We start from the raw sequence: 18,575 nt of genomic DNA, 5'->3' as shown, positions 1-18,575 counted from the left end.
GGATTTAAAATTGTTAAAAACGAAGAATATTTTTCTTAAAATTAATTAATAAAAAAGCGGAAATTAATTTTTAATTTGGAAATAATAAAAAAACCATCTTGAAAATTTCAAAAATGTTTTCCAAATATACAAGATTACTTTTTGTAGTTCTCAGCCACTTTTTCAAGCTCTAAATACCAGTTTTCACCAAATTTTCTAATAAGAGATTCTTTAAGAAATTTGTAGACAGGTACTTTTAACTCTGCTCCTAAAGTACAAGCATCATTGCAAATAGGCCATTTGTGATAATTAACAGCTGAAAATTCACTAAAATCCTGTACACGAACAGGATATAAATGACATGAAATGGGTTTTCTAAACTCTACTTCGCCAGCATTATAGGCGTCTTCGATTCCACAGCCTGCAGTTCCGTTTTCTGAAAAAGAAACATAGGCACATTCTTTACCATTAACTAAAGGAGTTTCTAGTTCATTTAAATCGGTAATAACATGAGTGCCTTCTTTTTCGATTACTGCAATGCCTTCTTTACGTAAGAAGGGTTTTACTTTTGGGTAAATGTCTTTTAGAATTTCAACTTCATCTTTAGTAACAGGTGCTCCTGCTTCGCCAGCAATACAGCATTCACCTTTACAGGCTCCTAAATTGCAGACAAATTCTTTTTCTAAAATATCTTCAGAAACTATGGTTTTTCCTAATTGAAACATGCGACAAAGATACTTTAATTTCCTTTTTTTAAGAATAAAAACAAAATCAAAAATATATATATTATTGATGTGGACATTACTTAAATGAGTAATTTTGCGATTTAATAATAGAAAAAATGGAATTTAATATTAAAGAAATATTTACTGCAACGATGGTACTGTTTGCCGTGATTGATATTGTTGGGAATATTCCAATAATTATTTCCTTACGCGAAAAAGTTGGTCATATTCAATCTGAAAAGGCTTCTATTATCGCTGCCGTTTTAATGATTATATTTTTATTTGTTGGAGAGAGAATATTAAACTTAATAGGAATTAATGTAAATGAATTTGCAGTCGCTGGTTCTTTTATATTATTTTTTCTAGCCTTAGAAATGATTTTAGGAATTACACTGTTTAAAGAAGAAGATGCCTCCCCAAAAGTAGCTGCGATTTTTCCAATTGCTTTTCCATTACTAGCAGGGCCAGGAGCGCTAACGTCTTTGCTATCAATACGTGCGGAATACGCAATTGAAAATATTATAGCGGCCATTATAATTAATGTTATTGTTATTTATATTGTTTTAAAAACCTCAGCTCGTATTCAGCGTTTTTTAGGGAAGTCTGGGATTACTATTATTAGAAAAGTATTTGGAGTTATTTTATTAGCGATTGCTGTAAAACTGTTTGCTTCAAACATTCAAGAATTATTTAATTAAAACCTATGAAAAAATTTATATACTTTTTAATAATTGCAGCGGTAGGACTTATTGTTTATAATATATCTTTTTTAGACACAAACAATTTGTTAGATGGCGAATCATTAGTTGCATTAATTGGGATTTTTGCTTCTGCTTGTGCTATTGTGTTATTATTGATCTTAAAAACAGTAAAAACAATTGAGAAAAAGGCAAAGAGCTAGTCTTCTATTTCAGGAACAAGAGCGTTCTCTATAGTTAGCACTTTTAGTATCATAGAGTCTCCTTCATTTAGAATTGATTCAAAAACATTGCTTCCAAAGAGTTGTTGTCCTATACTCGCTTTGATAATTCTATTTAACTGATTTGAATATTCTTCGATGTTTATTTCCGTATCATTAAAACGAGAATAACTTATAAATTCTTCAGCTAATTCATTAGATACTTGATAATTATTTTTAAAATCTTCAGAAGTCATTCCTTCAAATTGAGCTCTGTTTTCTTCTAAATATTCAAATATAAAATACCCCATAAAACCACTTCTAGAAATGTATTCTAACGTTTCATTTTCTATACTTGTATCTTTAGGAACAAATACATCTGGAATAATACCTCCGCCTCCATACACCACTTTTCCTTTCGGAGTTACAAATCGTAATGAATCTTCTACTTTTATACTATCGATACTTATCATTTCGCCATTAGTGTATCTATTCTCATAATCCCTATAATAAGCTTCATTACCATTATCATAAGGACGTTGTATAGATCGCCCCGTAGGAGTATAATACCTTGCTATTGTTAATCTTATAGCGCTTCCATCTCCTAAAGACATTTCTCTTTGAACCAACCCTTTTCCAAAAGAGCGTCTTCCGATAATCATACCACGATCATTGTCTTGTAAAGCACCAGCAACAATTTCACTAGCAGAAGCAGAGTTCTCATTCATTAACACATAGACCATTCCGTCTTCAAAGTCTCCTTTGCCAGTTGCGTAAATTTTATCTTCTTCACCGTTCTTATTTTTGGTAATAAGAATCAATGTATCGTCTTTAAGGAAATTATCGATAATTTTTTCGGCCGTAGAAATATATCCCCCTGGGTTATCACGAAGATCTAATACTAATTTTTTTGAACCTCTTTCGATTAAATCATCCAGCGCATTTTTAAATTCTGTATAGGTGGTTTCTGAAAAACGATTAATTTTAATATATCCTAGGTCTTCACTTAGCATATAGGAAGCATCTACACTTACCAAAGGCACTTTTGTTCGTTTCACATTAAAAGTTAGTAATTTATCTTCCCCTTTACGAGCAACTTCTAATTTAACTTTACTGTTGATTTTCCCTTTTAAAAATTTAGTGATGCTATCTCTTTCAATATCTTCACCAAAGATTTTATGAGCATCCGCATATAAAATTCTATCTCCTCCAATAATTCCTGCTTTTGCAGCAGGACCTCCTTCAATACTTCGAATAACCGCAATGGTGTCTTTATAAACATAGAAGCTAATGCCTATGCCCACAAAATTTCCGCGCATATCATCTGCATTGTCTTCATATTCATCCACCGGAATATACACCGAATGTGGATCTAAGTTTTCTAAAATTCTATTAACTGTTACATCAACAATACTATCGGTGTTTACTTCATCAACATATTCATAATCAATATAATCGATGAGTCTGTTGAGTTTGTCTTTTTTCGAATTTGTTGCGAAAATCTTATCGCTTGTATCATTAAAATTTAGTTTTGAGCCAATATAAACCCCAGCAGCTACAGCTACTCCTAATAATAGAGGGATGTATTTTTTTTGGAAACCCATTTTATTCTTCTAATCCTTTAATATGTGAAATTTCGACCCCTGCTTTTTCTAAAAAACGCAAACCTGATGTATCCTTATATTCATTATAATACACCAAACGAGTAATCCCAGCTTGATGGATTAATTTACTACATCCTTGACATGGCGACATCGTGATATACAATGTGGCTCCTTTACATGCTTGTGTAGAAGAAGCTACTTTTAAAATAGCATTAGCTTCTGCATGAAGTACATACCATTTTGTGTATCCATCATCGTCTTCACAAATATTTTGAAACCCAGATGGCGTTCCGTTATACCCGTCACTAATGATCATTTTGTCTTTCACAATCAATGCACCTACTTGCTTACGTTTACAATAAGAAAGTTTACTCCATTCCATCGCCATTCGTAAATAAGCAATATCGTATTTTAATTGTTTTTCGTCACCCATTGAAATAATAGTATATAGCGAATTTAAGCGGAACTTGTCTGCTAACAAAACCTTAGGGCGTTAAATATTGTATAAATGTTGCTGGTTTCAAGTCAAGTAAGATATGACGACCCAATCCTTGTTCTTTTTCGTTTTTTCTTTATAATAATATGACTCACCTAGCTACGGCTATGATTATATTTTATTATTTTGAAAAATTCAAAAAATAAATAGGCTGAACCATAATCTCAAAATTGACTTGAACCTTGTTTTTTCTGAAAAAATTAAAAAGACCAATTTTCAATTAACATAGGAATGACTATTCCAATTACCAAAGATGAGATGATTAGAATCCAATCTCTTTTATTAAAACGGAGGAACGATTGAAATATAAAACTGATGATTAAAACAATAATTACAATAATGATTTGTGCGATTTCAATACCAAGCGCAAACTCAAGCAGCGGAAGTATCGTAGTGTCATCTTTGATCATATTAAAATAAGTGGCAAATCCAAACCCATGAATTAATCCGAAGAAAAAAGTGATTATAAGAAGCAGGCCTATTTTTTCTGAATGATTACTTTTTCGAGAAGCAATGATGTTAAAAAACGCAGTGATTAAAATGGTAATTGGTATTAAAAACTCAATCACACTACTTGATACACTTGCTATACTATAACTAGCTAAAAGTAAGGAGATGGTATGCCCTAATGTAAATAACGAAACAAGACCTAGTAATTTTTTCCAGTCAGAAAAATTATATGCAGCTACTAAAACAACGATAAACAAGACATGGTCATATGCTTGCATGTCGAGTACGTGGTTTAGACCCAGTTTAAAGTAAAGCCAGAATTCGTTCATGATTTGGAGATTCATCAATTATAACAAATATAGGGGTTTTGTAGATAGATTCGTATATTTGAGATATCTCCCCTTTTTTAAATGATTAGCTATGAAAAGAACCACATTATATGTAATTCTATTTATCTGCTGTACAGGAATTTTATTTGCACAAGAAAAATCTGTTACAAATATTGAAGAACTAACCTCTAGATTAGATACTATTTGAACTGTTTCTGGGGCAATTTCAGCATATTTTACTTCGGAAGAACTCATAGTGTTACAAAATCATTTTAAAAATAAGAAAGGGAATGTTGAAGAAAATTACACTTCAGAAATAAGATCAATTATAAGTACAAAAGCATATACTTCTGGGTCTTATCAGAATAATGATGGGAATCTATATAGTTTTATCCCTTACGCTTACGCGAGGAAATTGATTAATCAATACATTTTTCAAGTTAAAATAAATTACTATCGTTATAGAAGTAAAACTCCCAATTAGAACTCCCCAGTTTCTTAAAGTAACATTTGTCATAGATAACTAAAAGTTATTTTTTTAGATGAGGTTAACCGTAATCAATAATTTATTAATGTGCTTATTTTGGTGTTTTAATAAAGGATGACAGGTATCATATTTTCATCATTAAAAAACTTAAAACAATTAAATTATGGGACTTTTTGACTCTAAAGAAGAAAAAGCAAAAAAACAACAGGAAAAAGAAGATAAAAATAAAAAGAAAGTTGATTTAGAAAAAGGAAAAGAAAACTGTCTTAAAATTGAAGAAAGATTAAAAACAGAATTAAAGAATATTAAATCAGAAATTATAGAACTATCTATTAATATTCCTGTAGTTTCTATTCAAAACCCTTTTAATTGGGAATATAAAGCAATCAATATTATATCTAGTCGTGCCACTATGGGTACTGGGTTTTGGTCAGAAGGGGCTTCATTTTGGTCAGATTTAATGGGTACTGAAGATAAAAAGCAAAATTCAAAAATTAATCAAGGAGAAGGATTATGTATTAGTCGATTAAAGCAACAATGTGTCTTATTAGGTGGAAATGCTGTAATTGGAGTAGATATTGATTATTCTGAAATTGGTAGTAGCGGAGGAGCAATTGCTGGTAATAATGCTAAAGCATTAGTTTGTACAGCGGGTACTGCTATTATAGTAGAAAACCCAAAAGAAGTGTTTTCAGAAAAGACTATATCTGCTTTTGATAGTATTTCTATTCTTTCTGAGAAAATTAAAAAGACTGAAGAAGAAAAAAGATTGAATGCTAACGAGTATAGAAAACTTAAAAAGGAGTTAGAAGATTTTCATAACTCTTAAATTCAATAAAAAGTATTTTCTAATACATTACTAAAAATTATAATATAAAAACATAAAGGAATGAAAAAAATAATATCCATATTACTAATCGCAGTTTTATTCGCTTCTTGTTCATTTGATGATAATCAAAATAGTAATGACGATAATCAAAATGATAATAATATTTTAGAATTATCACCACCAAATTGGATATTAGATACTTGGTTGAAATCAGGAGTGTCTAATGAAGGTTTTAGATTTGAACAAAATGACATCTATATTCTTGATGGAGCAAATGATGAAATTAGTTTTCTTGACACGAGAATTGAAGTTTTATCAGAAGGGCATGGATATATTCTTAAGGATGAATTAGAAACGTCTTCAGAGTATTGGGTTAACACCGAAATTATCGATGAAGATACAGGTCAAACTTTAGAGGGCACTATTCCAAAAACTTGGAAATGGGAAAGAGTATGTAGCACTGGTATAAACCAAATAAATGCTGGAGAAATTCTAAGAAATGAAAATCCAAATTTAATAATCCCATTGTTAGATATGAATATAAACTTGAACCTGCCTGAATATAACGCGTTAAAATTTCCTGGAAATAGTGTTGAAATTTACAATCAAGGAATTAAAGGTATTGTTGTTTACAATGTGAATAATAGTTTTTATACTGCTTATGAGTTAAGTGATCCAAATCATTTACCTAGTTCATGTTCAAGAATGACGATAGAAGGTATTATTGCTACATGCCAGTGTGATGGAAACAGATACGATATTGTCACTGGGCAAACTCAAGATGACCAGTGTAAGTATTCTATGATTCAATATCAAGTAGAACGAACAGGAGATAATATTCATATATGGAATTGATGAATCATTAATGATTTTAATTGATTATCAGTTAACTGATTTTAACTGAAAAACTACGGCTATTTTAATATTGTTGACTATTGGTTGACTAAAAAAGGCGTAAAAAAACCGCAAACCTTTGTTTTTTAAAAGGATTACGGTCTTATAAAGTACTCAAGGCGTGATTGAACACTTTAGTGTTCTTCCCTAAAGCGTCGCTTTGAAAATCAAAAATCTACAAAAATCAAAAAGCAAGCTTTATGTTTTCGCTTGCTTTTCGATTTATTCGTACTCAAGGCGGGAATCGAACCCGCACGCCGTGAAGCATTGGATTTTGAATCCAACGTGTCTACCAATTCCACCACTTGAGCTTAGGCTTGGCAAAAATAGACATTTATGCTAATTAATATTATATTTTTATTGTTAATTAAAATGCTCATAAATAATGATAATTAGCTGGGTCAAAAATTGCAAAACAATTATGAATAATTTTACATTTGTAGGTATCAAACCCACAACAAAATGACCACGAACTATCCCGACCCAAAAATTTTCGCTTGTAAGCAAAGTATAATACTAGCAAAAGCAATAGCAGACTCTTATGGAATCCCATTAGGAAATGTAATTACATCAACCTATAGCGATGGCGAATTCCAGCCTTCGTTTGAAGAATCTGTGCGTGGAAGTCGCGTTTTTATTATTGGTTCTACATTTCCAAACAGTGATCACTTAATGGAAATGTTATTAATGATCGATGCAGCTAAACGTTCTTCAGCAAGACACATTACCGCTGTATTGCCTTATTTTGGTTGGGCAAGACAAGATCGAAAAGACAAGCCACGTGTTCCAATCGCAGCTAAATTAGTTGCTAAAATGTTGGAAACAGCTGGAGCGACTCGAATTATAACTATGGATTTACATGCCGATCAAATTCAAGGATTTTTTGAAAAGCCGGTGGATCATTTATTTGCCTCTACTATATTTTTACCTTATGTAAAATCACTTGGTTTAGATAACCTGACCATTGCTTCTCCAGATATGGGAGGTTCTAAAAGAGCCTATGCTTATTCAAAATTTTTAGAAAGTGATGTGGTTATTTGTTATAAGCAAAGAGAAAAAGCCAACATCATTTCTCACATGGAATTAATCGGAGATGTAGAAGGGAAGCATGTAATTTTAGTCGATGATATGGTTGATACTGCTGGAACTTTAACCAAAGCAGCCGATTTAATGATGGAGCGTGGAGCCCTAAGTGTTAGAGCTATTTGTACCCATGCTTTGCTTTCAGGGAATGCGTATGAACGTATAGAAAATTCTCAACTTAAAGAGTTAATAGTTTCAGATTCTATTCCAACAAAAAAAGACAGCCCAAAAATTAAAGTATTGAGCTGTGCACCGCTATTTGCAGAAGTTATGATGAGCGTAAATGGAAATAAATCAATTAGCTCGAAATTTTTAATGTAAACTTCTGAAATTCATCTTTTTTAGCGTCTAAAAAATGTGTATTGTTACTTTTCAAAATCAAAAAAAAGTCGCACATTTGCATCCGCTTAGTCAAAAAGGCTAACACATTAATTATATTCATTAAAATAAACAAATGAAATCAATTACAATCAACGGATCTCAAAGAGAAAGCGTAGGCAAGGTAGCTACTAAAGCCCTACGTAATGCTGGAATGGTTCCTTGCGTAGTATACGGAGGAGATGCACCAATTCACTTTTCAGCACCAGAATTAGCGTTTAAAAACTTAGTGTACACTCCAGACGTACATACAGTTGTAATTTCTTTAGAAGATGGTACTAGTTTAGCTGCTATACTTCAAGATATTCAATTTCACCCAGTAACAGACGGAATTTTACACGTCGATTTTTATCAAATATTTGATGATAAAGAAGTGAGTATGGAAATTCCTGTTCGTGTTACAGGTAATTCTGTAGGAGTTAAAAATGGAGGTGTTTTACGTGTTGTTACTCGTAAATTACGTGTTAAAGCATTACCAAAAGGTCTTCCAGATTTTCTTAATGCAGATATTACAGAAATGAAAATTGGTAGTAAAATGTATGTTACAGATTTACTAGCTGGAGAATACTCAATATTACACCCAGATAATACGGTAGTTTGTCAAATAAGAACTTCTCGTACTGCTGTTGAAGATGATGCAGAAGAAGAAGGTGAAGAAGGAGCTGAAGAAGGTGAAGAAGGAGCTGCAGAAGAAGGAGCTGCTAAAGAATAAATCATTCTTAAAAATTATAATAAAAAGCATTCCATTTATATGGGATGCTTTTTTTATTTTTACAGAATATTCATTTGTCTATGATTGCTTTTCTTCGGAAATTATTTGGTTATCCTATTAAGCAGAAAAACGCTGAGGAAGGGAACCTACAAGAAAAAGAAAAAACAGGAACAATTAAAAGCTCCCCGCCTTCGCGGGAAATAAATATGAAAAAATTTCTTATCGTTGGCTTAGGTAATATTGGTCCTAAATATGAAAATACAAGACATAACATAGGGTTTAGAATAGTAGATGTTTTTGCTGAAAAAGAATCTTTAACTTTTGAGACCGTTAAATTAGGTGATAAAACCACTTATAAATTAAAAGGAAGAACCTTTGTGTTTATTAAGCCAAGTACTTTTATGAACCTTAGTGGGAAATCTGTTAAGTATTGGCTAGAGAAAGAAAAAATTCCTTTAGAAAACCTCCTAGTGCTTACAGACGATTTAAATCTAGCTTTTGGAACCTTCAGAATTAAAAAGAAGGGTAGTGATGGGGGTCATAATGGATTAAAAGATATTCAACATACCTTAAATACAACACAATACAATCGTTTTAGATTTGGGATAAGCGATGCTTTTTCGGAAGGAAGACAAGTTGATTATGTGTTAGGCGAATGGACTGAAGAAGAAGAGAAAAACCTTTCATTAAGAGTTGATAAAGCAATAGATGCAATTAAATCATTTGGATTGGCAGGTATGGCAAATACAATGAATTCATTTAACGGAAAATAAAAAAGAGTGAAAGTTTACCAAGAAACGTCTTCCTATACAAATAATCGTCCAAGCGTTGTGACTATTGGCACTTTCGATGGTGTACATATTGGTCATAAAGAGATTATTAATCAATTAGTGAAAACAGCTCAAGAAGAAAATCTAGATTCAGTGGTACTTACTTTTTTTCCTCACCCCCGAATGGTGCTTCAAAAAGAATCAAATATTAAATTGATTAATACCATTGGTGAACGAAAAGATTTGTTAGCAAAAACTGAACTCGACCATCTTATTATTCATTCATTTACCAAAGAATTTTCACGAATAACCGCCTTAGAATTTGTCCGTGATATTCTAGTTAATAAACTTAAAGCTAAAAAAGTTATTATTGGATATGATCATCGCTTCGGAAGAAATCGTGCTGCTACAATCGATGATTTAAAAGAATTTGGTGAAACGTTCGATTTTGAAGTAATTGAAATTGGAGCACGACAATTAGATGAAGTTTCGGTTAGTTCAACAAAAGTTAGAAGAGCAATTGAAGAAGGTGATTGTAAAACCGCTCATTTGTATTTAGGCTATCCTTTTATGTTAACGGGTACCGTGGTAAAAGGTAAAAGTATTGGAAAGACATTAAATTTTCCAACAGCTAATCTTCATGTTCAAGAAGCCTATAAAATAGTGCCAAAAATTGGCGTGTATGTGGTTCAATCTATAATCGCAAATAAAAAAGTATTTGGAATCACCAATATTGGAACTAATCCTACTGTTGGTGGAATTAATAAAACGATAGAAACCTTCTTTTTAGATTTTAATGAAGTCCTTTATGATCAAGAACTTCAAATAGCCTTTTTAACAAGAATTAGAGGCGAAATTAATTTTGACTCTGTTGAAGAACTAAAACAAGCGATTCAAGAAGATGAAAAATTCGCAAGAGCATATTTAAAATTACATGAATAACTTCCTCTTTAAACAAATTGATAATACGGGACTAACTTTGTTTAGAATCGTATTTGGTTTGTTAATTACAATCGAGGCGTTTGGTGCAATTGCTACCGGTTGGGTAAGACGCGTTATGGTGGACCCTGAATTTACTTTTAATTTTATTGGTTTCGATTTCTTGCAAAATTTACAAGGCCCTGGAATGTATGCCTATTTTGTTGTTATGGGTGTTTTTGGACTCGGAGTGATGCTTGGCTACAAATATAGAATGAGCATGTTTGCCTATGCTTTTCTTTGGACAGGAGCGTATCTAATGCAAAAAACATCGTACAATAATCATTATTATTTAATGGTGCTTTTATGCTGGGTAATGGTATTATTGCCAGCACATAGAAGGTATTCCTTGGATGTAAAATTTAAGCCATCATTTAAAAAACTTTCCATGCCTCAATGGTGTAAATGGATGTTAGTTTTACAAGTTTTTATTGTCTTTACGTATGGTGCTATAGCAAAATGGTATCCAGATTGGTTAAATGGAACAGCACCTGCGATGTTTATGAAATCTAAGAGTGATTATTGGCTCATTGGAGGCTTACTGCAAGAATCATGGATGCATTATTCTATTGCATATTTTGGAATTTTATTCGATTTGCTGATCATTCCTATGTTACTTTGGAAACCAACACGATTGCTTGGATTTTACTTGTCTCTATTTTTTCATTTATTTAATTCAGTAGTATTTCAAGTAGGTATTTTTCCTTATATGTCTATTGCTTTTGCTTTGTTTTTCTTTTCTTCGGAAAGCATTCAGAAACTATTTAAATTACAAGCAGAACTATATAATAAAGACGAGGTATTAGTTCCGAAGTATAAAAATTTATTAATCTTTTGTGGCAGTTTATATTTTATAGTTCAAATAGGTTTACCACTACGGCATTGGGGGATAAAAGACGATGTGCTTTGGACCGAAGAAGGTCATCGCATGAGTTGGCGAATGATGCTTCGGGCTAAAAGTGGAACCCTGACAATGCATATAGAAAATAAAGAAACTGGGGAGAGAATTATTTATAATTATCGAAATCATTTATCTAAAAAACAAGCGAGATCTTTGCCTACAAAAGCCGATTTAATGTGGCAATTAGCGCAACGAATTAAAAAAGAAGAAAACGCAAAAGGAAATGAAATTGCTATATATGTCACTTCAAGAGTAAGTGTAAATGGAGGTCCTTTTTTTCCTTTTATAAATCCTGAAATCGATATTGCTTCACAGAAATGGAAGCCATATTCACATTTAGATTGGATATTACCATCCCCAAATGATTATCATAAAAAAGGCGTCACTAAAAAGTGATAATTGATTGCCCTAAAACAGCTAATTTCCGTAGCTTTGCAGGCTTAAAGTTTTAGGGAAATGTTAGTAGTTAGCGAAATAAGAGAACATAAGGATCAATACATCAAAGCACTTGTTAAAAGAGGGTTTGATGCCACTTCAATCTTTGATGAAGTCATTGAAATTGACGAATTAAGAAGAACAACTCAAGGTCAGTTAGATGAAATTTTATCACAGTCCAATACATTTTCCAAAGAAATAGGAATACTTTTTAAAAATGGTGAAGTTCAAAAAGCCAATTTATTAAAAGAGAAAACGGTTCAATTAAAGGAACGTTCAAAAATCCTTTCAGAAACGTTAAATAGTTCGGTTGAAGAATTGCAACAATTATTATATACCATCCCAAATATTCCAAATGAATTAGTTCCTGCAGGGAAAAATGAGACCGATAATGAGGAAGTATTTAGTGAAGGTGAAATACCAACACTATCTGAGGGGGCAATGCCTCATTGGGAACTAGCTAAGAAATACGATATTATTGATTTCGAATTAGGTGTGAAAATAACGGGTGCTGGATTTCCTGTATATAAAGGAAAAGGAGCTAGGTTACAACGTGCTTTAATTGCTTACTTTTTAGATAAAAATACGGAAGCAGGATATACCGAATATCAAGTTCCTTACTTAGTCAATGAAGCTTCTGGTTATGGAACAGGTCAATTGCCAGATAAAGAAGGACAAATGTATCACTCAACTGCAGATGATTTGTATTTAATACCGACTGCTGAGGTTCCCGTAACGAATATGTTTCGTGGAGATTTAGTAGCTCAAGATGATTTACCAATTTTGTGTACGGGTTATACACCTTGTTTTAGAAGAGAAGCAGGTTCGTATGGAGCACATGTTAGGGGATTAAATAGACTACATCAATTCGATAAAGTTGAAATTGTACGTATTGAGCATCCAGATAATAGTGATGCTGCTTTAGATGGAATGGTGGATCATGTAAAAGAGATTTTAAGAGAACTAGAATTACCGTATCGTATTCTTCGTTTATGTGGTGGTGATTTAGGATTTACTGCTACATTAACCTATGATTTTGAAGTGTTTTCTACCGCGCAAGATCGTTGGTTAGAAATCTCATCAGTTTCTAATTTTGAAACCTTTCAAGCCAATCGTTTAAAACTTCGTTTTAAAGATGAGAACAAGAAAAACAAATTGGTACACACATTAAATGGAAGTTCTTTAGCATTACCTAGAGTATTAGCTGGAATTTTGGAGAATTACCAAACCCCAGAAGGAATTAAAATACCTAAAGTATTGGTTCCGTATTGTGGATTTGACATGATTTCCTAGAACCACAAAGAATAAATATGAAGCCGATTTAAAGGCTTTAAATGTCTATAATCTCAATTCAAAATAAAATAGATAATGGAACCTAGAATATAGACTGTTTGAAATCGAAATTAATCATTAAAAGGTCTATTCTCTAAATTCTAAAAGCGCAGCGGTCTTATATATTTAAATAAAAAAGATCAATATTAAAATAGCATTAAATAAAAATCACACATTCATTATAGAACCTTACTATTAATACTTCGGCTTTATTTTTGGTATTTTTTTAAGAAATCAATTCCCTATCTTTATCGCATGCTCAGATTTGCTCTCATCTTACTATTATTAGTTACTTCAATTGTTGGAGCTCAAAATGAATTGTTAGCAAAAAATTATTTTGATCAAGGGGAGTATGAAAAGGCTTTAAATATCTACTCAAAATTATACCAAAAAAACCCGTATCGATCTGAATTCTTCTTGGCTATGATTCAATCTAACCAACAACTTGAAAGGTATATTGATGCTGAAAAATTGCTTCAAGAAAAAATTAAATCAAATACGAGAAAACCAGGGATAATAGTTGAATTAGGGTATAATTATTCACTTCAAAATAAAGACTCATTAGCAAATAAGTATTATAAAGAAGCGATTGATTATTTAGAGGTTAATTCGAATTATGCCTATACCATTGGGAAGACTTTTGAGAAATATAGTTTACTGGATAAAGCCGCTGTTGTTTATGAAAAAGCAATGGAATTAAATTCAGAAATGGATTATAATTCCCAATTAGCAAGAATTTATGGTGAACAAGGGAATATTGAAAAGATGTTCGATAAATATTTAGACCTTGTTATTGCCAAGCCTATTTATAAAAGTACTGCGGAACAGAACTTTAGTTTATATGTTAATGAAGACCCTTTAAATGAAGCTAATATTATTCTTAAAAAGGCATTGCTAACAAAAATACAGCAGCAGCCAATTATTACTTATAATGAATTATTAAGCTGGCTTTTTATTCAGCAAAAAGAATATAATAAAGCATTTGTACAGGAGAAAGCGATTTATAATCGAATGGAAGACAATGACCTAAGTGGCATGGTCGAACTTATTTTTATAGCAATGAATGATGAAGACTATAAAAGTGCAAAAAAAATTGTGGAATTTATTATTGAAAATGCTGAAAGTAAATCGGTGGTGTTAGAAGGGAAGCAATATTTAATGACCATTGCTCTTAGACAAGCTTCAAAAGAGGATTATCCAACGATTGAAAAACAATTTAATACCTTGTTAGATGAATATGGTCGTACCAAAAAAACCTACTTATTGCAATTAGATTATAATGAATTTTTAGCGTTCCAGTACGGTAAAAAAGAGGAGGCGATTCAAAACCTAAAGACTTTATTGAAAGAAAATTTCACACGATTTCAGGAGGCAAAAATTAAAATGAAGTTAGCAGATATTTTAGTATTAGATGAGAGATTTAATAAGGCTTTAATCTATTATTCTCAAATTCAGAAAAAAATAAAAGGTGATATTTTAGCACAAGAAGCTCGATTTAAAATCGCTAAAACAAGTTATTTTAAAGGAGATTTTGAGTGGGCAAAAGTTCAGTTAGATGTATTAAAAAAATCAACATCACAGCTCATTGCAAATGATGCTATGCAGCTTAGTTTAATAATAAAAGATAATTCTTTAGAGGACTCTACTCAAACAGCCTTAAGGAAATATGCGAGAGCTGATTTACTATCACTTCAGAAAAAAGACATAAAAGCTATTGAGTTATTAAACAGTGTATTAAAGGATAATAAAGGAGAAAAAATTGAAGATGAAGCTTTATTGAAACTTGGAAAATTATATACTAAAATTGGGAATTACGATAAAGCGGAAGAAATGTTTTTAAAGTTAATTCAGTTTTATAAAGAAGATATTTTAGCAGATGATGCTCATTTTTTATTAGCAAAATTATATGAGAATAATTTAGATCAAGCCCAAAAGGCAAAAGAGTTTTACGAGCAAATTATTTTTAATTATGCCGATAGCATCTATTTTGTTGAAGCACGTAAAAAGTTTAGAATGCTTCGTGGAGATTTAATTGAACAATAACAACCTTACAAAATTCAAATAATGATTATATATAATGTGACGGTAAATGTAGATGAAACGATTCATGAGGAATGGTTAGAATGGATTAAAAATCACATCCCACTTGTATTAGCAACAGGAAAATTTAAAGATGCTCGTTTAACCAAAGTTTTGGTTGAGGAAGAAGAAGGTATTACCTATGCCGTTCAGTATAGAGCCTTTTCTAGAGAATCTTTAGATGATTATTACAAGAATCATGCTGATGCCTTAAAAAGCGACGGATTAAAAAGATTTTCAGATAAAATGTTAGCTTTTAGAACCGAATTAGAAATCATAGATGAATATTCAGTAACATTTAAATAGATGTCCGTACGAGCCAAAAAACATTTAGGTCAGCATTTTTTAAAAGATGAAACTATTGCCAAGAAAATTGGTGATACACTTACACTTCAAGGCTATTCTAATGTATTAGAAATTGGCCCAGGAATGGGAGTTTTAACAAAATACCTAATCGAAAAAAATGTTGAAATTATTGCTATGGAGTTGGATCGAGATTCTGTAGCATATCTCGAAGAACATTATCCTAACAAAAACTTGAAGATCATTTCAGCTGATTTTTTAAAATTCGATTTAAAAGATTTCTTTAATGGTGAGCCTTATGCTATAACAGGTAACTTTCCATATAATATTTCAACTCAAATAGTTTTTAGAACCTTAGAATGGCGAGATCAAATACCAGAATTTACTGGAATGTTTCAAAAAGAAGTAGCAAAACGTATTTGTGAAAAAGAAGGAAGTAAAGTATATGGAATTATGTCTGTATTAGTGCAAGCATTTTATGATGCGGAGTATTTGTTTACGGTGCCACCAACAGTGTTTAATCCACCTCCAAAAATCGATAGTGGAGTGTTGCGATTAACAAGAAAAGAAGATTACAGCTTGCCTTGTAATGAAAAATTCTTTTTTAAAGTAGTTAAAACTGCATTTCAACAAAGAAGAAAAACACTTCGAAATAGTTTAAAAGTATTTAATATTTCAGATAAGTTAAAAGAAGATACTATATTTGGGCAACGTCCCGAACAACTTTCGGTATCACAATTTATATCGCTAACTCAAAAATTAGAGAACGATGCAATTTCAGCTAACGACAACCTTCATATCGAGCATTGAGCAACTTATTGCCAAGAGAGATGGGAATGCGTTAAAAGAAACGCTAAAGGACATCCACTTCGCTGATATTGCTGAATTACTAGAAGAGTTAAAAGCTAAAGAAGCAACCTACCTTATTAAATTACTAGAAAGTGATATTACTTCAGAAGTTCTTATGGAACTTGATGAAGATGTTCGTGAAAAAATTCTAGATAATCTTTCTCCAAAAGAAATAGCCGAAGAGATAGAAGAGATGGATACTGATGATGCTGCAGATATTATTGCAGGATTAGATGAGGAGATTAAGCAAAAGGTAATTGAAAAAATTGAAGATGAAGAGCATGCATCCGATATTGTAGAGTTATTAAAATACGATGAGGATACTGCAGGAGCATTGATGGCGAAGGAATTAGTGCAGGTAAAAGAAACTTGGACGGTTGCTGGATGTGTGAGAGAAATGAGAAGGCAAGCCGAAAATGTAACGCGTGTTCACTCTATATATGTAACAAATAATGAAGGTAAATTAACAGGAAGACTTTCCTTAAAAGACCTACTTACTGCTTCAACAAAAACACATATTAGTGAAATATTTATTCCTAAAGTTGATTATGTAACGGTACATACAGAAAACGAAGAAGTGGCTCGTGTCATGCAAAAATACGATTTAGAGGCAATTCCAGTAGTAGATGAAAAGGGTGTTTTAGTGGGAAGAATTACCATTGATGATATCGTTGATTTCATAAAAGAGGAAGCAGAAAAAGATTATCAATTAGCTGCAGGTATCTCAAAAGATGTAGAGGCAGATGATAGCATCTTTGAGCTTACAAAAGCAAGATTGCCATGGCTTATTTTAGGGCTTTTTGGTGGATTAGCCAGTGTTTTTATTCTTGAAGATTTTGAAAGTATTATGCAAGATCCAAAAACAAAAACATTGTTCTTTTTCACTCCATTAATTGCTGCAATGGCAGGAAATGTAGGAGTACAATCAAGTGCGATTATTGTGCAAGGTTTAGCAAACGATGTTGTAAAAGGGAGTTTGTGGGGACGTTTAATGAAAGAAGTTGGCTTAAGCTTAATTAACGGTACTGTATTAGGGATCTTAGTAATAATTTTTGGCTTTATAATGAATTACGATCTTGATTTTAGCATTACTATTGCGGTTTCAATGCTTTCAGTTATTATTATTGCTGCATTGATTGGAACTTTTGTTCCTATTATATTAGACAAAAAAGGAATCGATCCCGCAATCGCAACCGGACCCTTTATAACTACGAGTAATGATATCTTCGGAATTTTTCTTTTCTTCTATCTCGCAAAACTAATTTTAGGATTTTGAATTCTGAAATCTTTTCACGAGAAATTATAGTACCTCAATCAGCTATTGATGCAAGAGGGCATGTTAATAATCTGGTATATTTAGAATGGTGCCTTGAAGTTGCTGAAGCACATTGGGAAACGAAAGCTAATACAGATTTGAAAAAGAAGTTTGCTTGGTATGTTCTTCATCATTCCATCGATTATAAAGCTTCCGTATTTGAAGGTGAACAACTAAAAGTTGAAACTTGGATAGCTAATTACAAGGGTGCTAAGTGTGAACGTCTATATAAAATTATAAGACTAACAGATCAAAAAATAATTATTGAAGCCAAAACCGACTGGTGTTTAGTGAATGCTAATACACTTCGTCCTTCTAAAATCACAGAAGAAATTAGTACCTTGTTTGTATAAAAATAATAAAAAGACACATGAAAACAATTAATATAAAACAAAAGTTTACTAAGTTTTCTGAACAATGGCATCCTCATCAAATAGCTGTTGTAGATGATATGCAAGTACTTTTGGCTAAAATTAAAGGAGAGTTTGTTTTTCATGCACATAAAGATGAGGATGAATTATTTCAGGTGGTTAAAGGAACGCTCGAAATGCATTTTAGAGATAAAATAGAGATAGTGAAAGAAGGTGAAATTATTGTTGTACCCAAAGGAGTTGAGCATTGTCCAATTACCAAAGATGGGGAAGAAGTTCATGTATTACTTTTTGAAAAACTTACAACAGCCCATACTGGAAATGTAATTCATGAAAAAACAAAAACAACCTACCCTACTATTTAAGATATAGTTAGAA

Annotated in this window: 20 protein-coding genes and 1 tRNA gene; 16 read left to right on the top strand and 5 right to left on the bottom strand. The window is 31.9% G+C overall.

The annotated features are described in order from the left end of the window. Positions 1–134 precede the first annotated feature (134 nt). Positions 135–704, bottom strand: a complete 570-nt coding sequence (locus tag ABXT64_RS04435) for a DUF3109 family protein (RefSeq protein ID WP_443634258.1) — start codon at positions 702–704, stop codon at positions 135–137. Between the two features lie 116 nt (positions 705–820). Here ABXT64_RS04435 and ABXT64_RS04430 point away from each other — a divergent pair, with 116 nt between their 5' ends. Continuing rightward, positions 821–1,402: a MarC family protein gene (locus ABXT64_RS04430; RefSeq protein ID WP_443634257.1), complete on the top strand. Its 582-nt coding sequence runs from the start codon at positions 821–823 to the stop codon at positions 1,400–1,402. Between the two features lie 5 nt (positions 1,403–1,407). Further along, positions 1,408–1,605 (top strand): hypothetical protein, encoded by a 198-nt coding sequence (locus tag ABXT64_RS04425; protein ID WP_443634256.1) that lies wholly within the window; start codon positions 1,408–1,410, stop codon positions 1,603–1,605. Here ABXT64_RS04425 and ABXT64_RS04420 read toward each other — a convergent pair. The 3 genes from ABXT64_RS04420 to ABXT64_RS04410 form a co-directional block, all read right to left on the bottom strand. Then, positions 1,602–3,206, bottom strand: coding sequence for a S41 family peptidase (locus tag ABXT64_RS04420; protein ID WP_443634255.1), 1,605 nt, complete (start codon positions 3,204–3,206; stop codon positions 1,602–1,604). The genes ABXT64_RS04425 and ABXT64_RS04420 overlap by 4 nt on opposite strands. A 1-nt stretch (position 3,207) precedes the next feature. Beyond that, entirely contained in the window at positions 3,208–3,639 is a 432-nt protein-coding gene (locus ABXT64_RS04415; RefSeq protein WP_443634253.1) for a deoxycytidylate deaminase, read from the bottom strand. A 263-nt stretch (positions 3,640–3,902) separates the two neighbouring features. After that, positions 3,903–4,481: a HupE/UreJ family protein gene (locus ABXT64_RS04410; RefSeq protein ID WP_443634252.1), complete on the bottom strand. Its 579-nt coding sequence runs from the start codon at positions 4,479–4,481 to the stop codon at positions 3,903–3,905. 650 nt (positions 4,482–5,131) lie between these two features. Between ABXT64_RS04410 and ABXT64_RS04405 the strand changes: the two genes are divergently transcribed. Both ABXT64_RS04405 and ABXT64_RS04400 read left to right on the top strand, forming a co-directional pair. Continuing rightward, positions 5,132–5,797 carry a heavy metal-binding domain-containing protein gene (locus tag ABXT64_RS04405; protein WP_443634251.1) on the top strand — a complete coding sequence of 222 codons (666 nt, stop codon included), beginning with the start codon at positions 5,132–5,134 and terminating at the stop codon, positions 5,795–5,797. Positions 5,798–5,857: 60 nt separating this feature from the next. Beyond that, positions 5,858–6,652, top strand: a complete 795-nt coding sequence (locus ABXT64_RS04400) for a Rieske (2Fe-2S) protein (protein WP_443634249.1) — start codon at positions 5,858–5,860, stop codon at positions 6,650–6,652. Positions 6,653–6,920: 268 nt separating this feature from the next. Here the strand turns inward: ABXT64_RS04400 and ABXT64_RS04395 are convergent. Next, positions 6,921–7,002: transfer RNA gene (locus ABXT64_RS04395), tRNA-Leu, on the bottom strand. Between the two features lie 151 nt (positions 7,003–7,153). Here ABXT64_RS04395 and ABXT64_RS04390 point away from each other — a divergent pair. The 12 genes from ABXT64_RS04390 to ABXT64_RS04335 all read left to right on the top strand — a co-directional run bounded on the left by ABXT64_RS04390 (position 7,154) and on the right by ABXT64_RS04335 (position 18,562). Continuing rightward, complete coding sequence (locus ABXT64_RS04390; RefSeq protein ID WP_443634247.1) at positions 7,154–8,095, top strand: ribose-phosphate pyrophosphokinase; 942 nt, start codon at positions 7,154–7,156, stop codon at positions 8,093–8,095. Positions 8,096–8,228: 133 nt separating this feature from the next. Beyond that, a complete protein-coding gene (locus ABXT64_RS04385; protein ID WP_443634245.1) occupies positions 8,229–8,864 on the top strand; it encodes a 50S ribosomal protein L25/general stress protein Ctc in 636 nt (211 codons plus the stop codon). Positions 8,865–9,070: 206 nt separating this feature from the next. Next, positions 9,071–9,637 carry an aminoacyl-tRNA hydrolase gene (gene pth, locus ABXT64_RS04380; protein WP_443634919.1) on the top strand — a complete coding sequence of 189 codons (567 nt, stop codon included), beginning with the start codon at positions 9,071–9,073 and terminating at the stop codon, positions 9,635–9,637. Between the two features lie 6 nt (positions 9,638–9,643). Then, positions 9,644–10,576 (top strand): bifunctional riboflavin kinase/FAD synthetase, encoded by a 933-nt coding sequence (locus ABXT64_RS04375; RefSeq protein WP_443634244.1) that lies wholly within the window; start codon positions 9,644–9,646, stop codon positions 10,574–10,576. Further along, positions 10,569–11,909 carry an HTTM domain-containing protein gene (locus tag ABXT64_RS04370; RefSeq protein ID WP_443634243.1) on the top strand — a complete coding sequence of 447 codons (1,341 nt, stop codon included), beginning with the start codon at positions 10,569–10,571 and terminating at the stop codon, positions 11,907–11,909. Before ABXT64_RS04375 ends, ABXT64_RS04370 begins: the two co-directional genes overlap by 8 nt. A gap of 60 nt (positions 11,910–11,969) precedes the next feature. Continuing rightward, a complete protein-coding gene (gene serS / locus ABXT64_RS04365; RefSeq protein ID WP_443634241.1) occupies positions 11,970–13,241 on the top strand; it encodes a serine--tRNA ligase in 1,272 nt (423 codons plus the stop codon). A gap of 294 nt (positions 13,242–13,535) precedes the next feature. Continuing rightward, on the top strand, positions 13,536–15,323 hold the full coding sequence (locus ABXT64_RS04360) for a tetratricopeptide repeat protein (protein WP_443634240.1): 1,788 nt from the start codon (positions 13,536–13,538) through the stop codon (positions 15,321–15,323). A 21-nt stretch (positions 15,324–15,344) separates the two neighbouring features. After that, entirely contained in the window at positions 15,345–15,665 is a 321-nt protein-coding gene (locus tag ABXT64_RS04355; protein WP_443634238.1) for a DUF4286 family protein, read from the top strand. Further along, the gene (rsmA, locus tag ABXT64_RS04350) at positions 15,666–16,472 is read left to right on the top strand and encodes a 16S rRNA (adenine(1518)-N(6)/adenine(1519)-N(6))-dimethyltransferase RsmA (RefSeq protein WP_443634237.1); all 807 of its coding nucleotides are present in this window, start codon (positions 15,666–15,668) and stop codon (positions 16,470–16,472) included. Then, entirely contained in the window at positions 16,432–17,787 is a 1,356-nt protein-coding gene (gene mgtE / locus ABXT64_RS04345) for a magnesium transporter (protein WP_443634236.1), read from the top strand. Before rsmA ends, mgtE begins: the two co-directional genes overlap by 41 nt. Next, a complete protein-coding gene (locus ABXT64_RS04340; RefSeq protein ID WP_443634235.1) occupies positions 17,784–18,179 on the top strand; it encodes an acyl-CoA thioesterase in 396 nt (131 codons plus the stop codon). The genes mgtE and ABXT64_RS04340 overlap by 4 nt, the downstream gene beginning before the upstream one ends. Positions 18,180–18,196: 17 nt before the next feature. Then, on the top strand, positions 18,197–18,562 hold the full coding sequence (locus ABXT64_RS04335) for a cupin domain-containing protein (protein WP_443634233.1): 366 nt from the start codon (positions 18,197–18,199) through the stop codon (positions 18,560–18,562). Positions 18,563–18,575: the final 13 nt, after the last annotated feature.

It is taken from the genome of Candidatus Marifrigoribacter sp. Uisw_064 (assembly GCF_047730175.1).
GTDB lineage: Bacteria > Bacteroidota > Bacteroidia > Flavobacteriales > Flavobacteriaceae > Marifrigoribacter.
Note: the sequence above shows the minus strand (reverse complement) of the source record. Positions and strands in the feature narration are given on the sequence as shown.

Coding starts and splice junctions, on each gene's coding strand:
- ABXT64_RS04435 (WP_443634258.1), bottom strand. CDS start 704: ATGTTTCAATTAGGAAAAACCATAGTTTCTGAAGATATTTTAGAAAAA.
- ABXT64_RS04430 (WP_443634257.1), top strand. CDS start 821: ATGGAATTTAATATTAAAGAAATATTTACTGCAACGATGGTACTGTTT.
- ABXT64_RS04425 (WP_443634256.1), top strand. CDS start 1,408: ATGAAAAAATTTATATACTTTTTAATAATTGCAGCGGTAGGACTTATT.
- ABXT64_RS04420 (WP_443634255.1), bottom strand. CDS start 3,206: ATGGGTTTCCAAAAAAAATACATCCCTCTATTATTAGGAGTAGCTGTA.
- ABXT64_RS04415 (WP_443634253.1), bottom strand. CDS start 3,639: ATGGGTGACGAAAAACAATTAAAATACGATATTGCTTATTTACGAATG.
- ABXT64_RS04410 (WP_443634252.1), bottom strand. CDS start 4,481: ATGAACGAATTCTGGCTTTACTTTAAACTGGGTCTAAACCACGTACTC.
- ABXT64_RS04405 (WP_443634251.1), top strand. CDS start 5,132: ATGGGACTTTTTGACTCTAAAGAAGAAAAAGCAAAAAAACAACAGGAA.
- ABXT64_RS04400 (WP_443634249.1), top strand. CDS start 5,858: ATGAAAAAAATAATATCCATATTACTAATCGCAGTTTTATTCGCTTCT.
- ABXT64_RS04390 (WP_443634247.1), top strand. CDS start 7,154: ATGACCACGAACTATCCCGACCCAAAAATTTTCGCTTGTAAGCAAAGT.
- ABXT64_RS04385 (WP_443634245.1), top strand. CDS start 8,229: ATGAAATCAATTACAATCAACGGATCTCAAAGAGAAAGCGTAGGCAAG.
- pth (WP_443634919.1), top strand. CDS start 9,071: ATGAAAAAATTTCTTATCGTTGGCTTAGGTAATATTGGTCCTAAATAT.
- ABXT64_RS04370 (WP_443634243.1), top strand. CDS start 10,569: ATGAATAACTTCCTCTTTAAACAAATTGATAATACGGGACTAACTTTG.
- serS (WP_443634241.1), top strand. CDS start 11,970: ATGTTAGTAGTTAGCGAAATAAGAGAACATAAGGATCAATACATCAAA.
- ABXT64_RS04360 (WP_443634240.1), top strand. CDS start 13,536: ATGCTCAGATTTGCTCTCATCTTACTATTATTAGTTACTTCAATTGTT.
- ABXT64_RS04355 (WP_443634238.1), top strand. CDS start 15,345: ATGATTATATATAATGTGACGGTAAATGTAGATGAAACGATTCATGAG.
- rsmA (WP_443634237.1), top strand. CDS start 15,666: ATGTCCGTACGAGCCAAAAAACATTTAGGTCAGCATTTTTTAAAAGAT.
- mgtE (WP_443634236.1), top strand. CDS start 16,432: ATGCAATTTCAGCTAACGACAACCTTCATATCGAGCATTGAGCAACTT.
- ABXT64_RS04335 (WP_443634233.1), top strand. CDS start 18,197: ATGAAAACAATTAATATAAAACAAAAGTTTACTAAGTTTTCTGAACAA.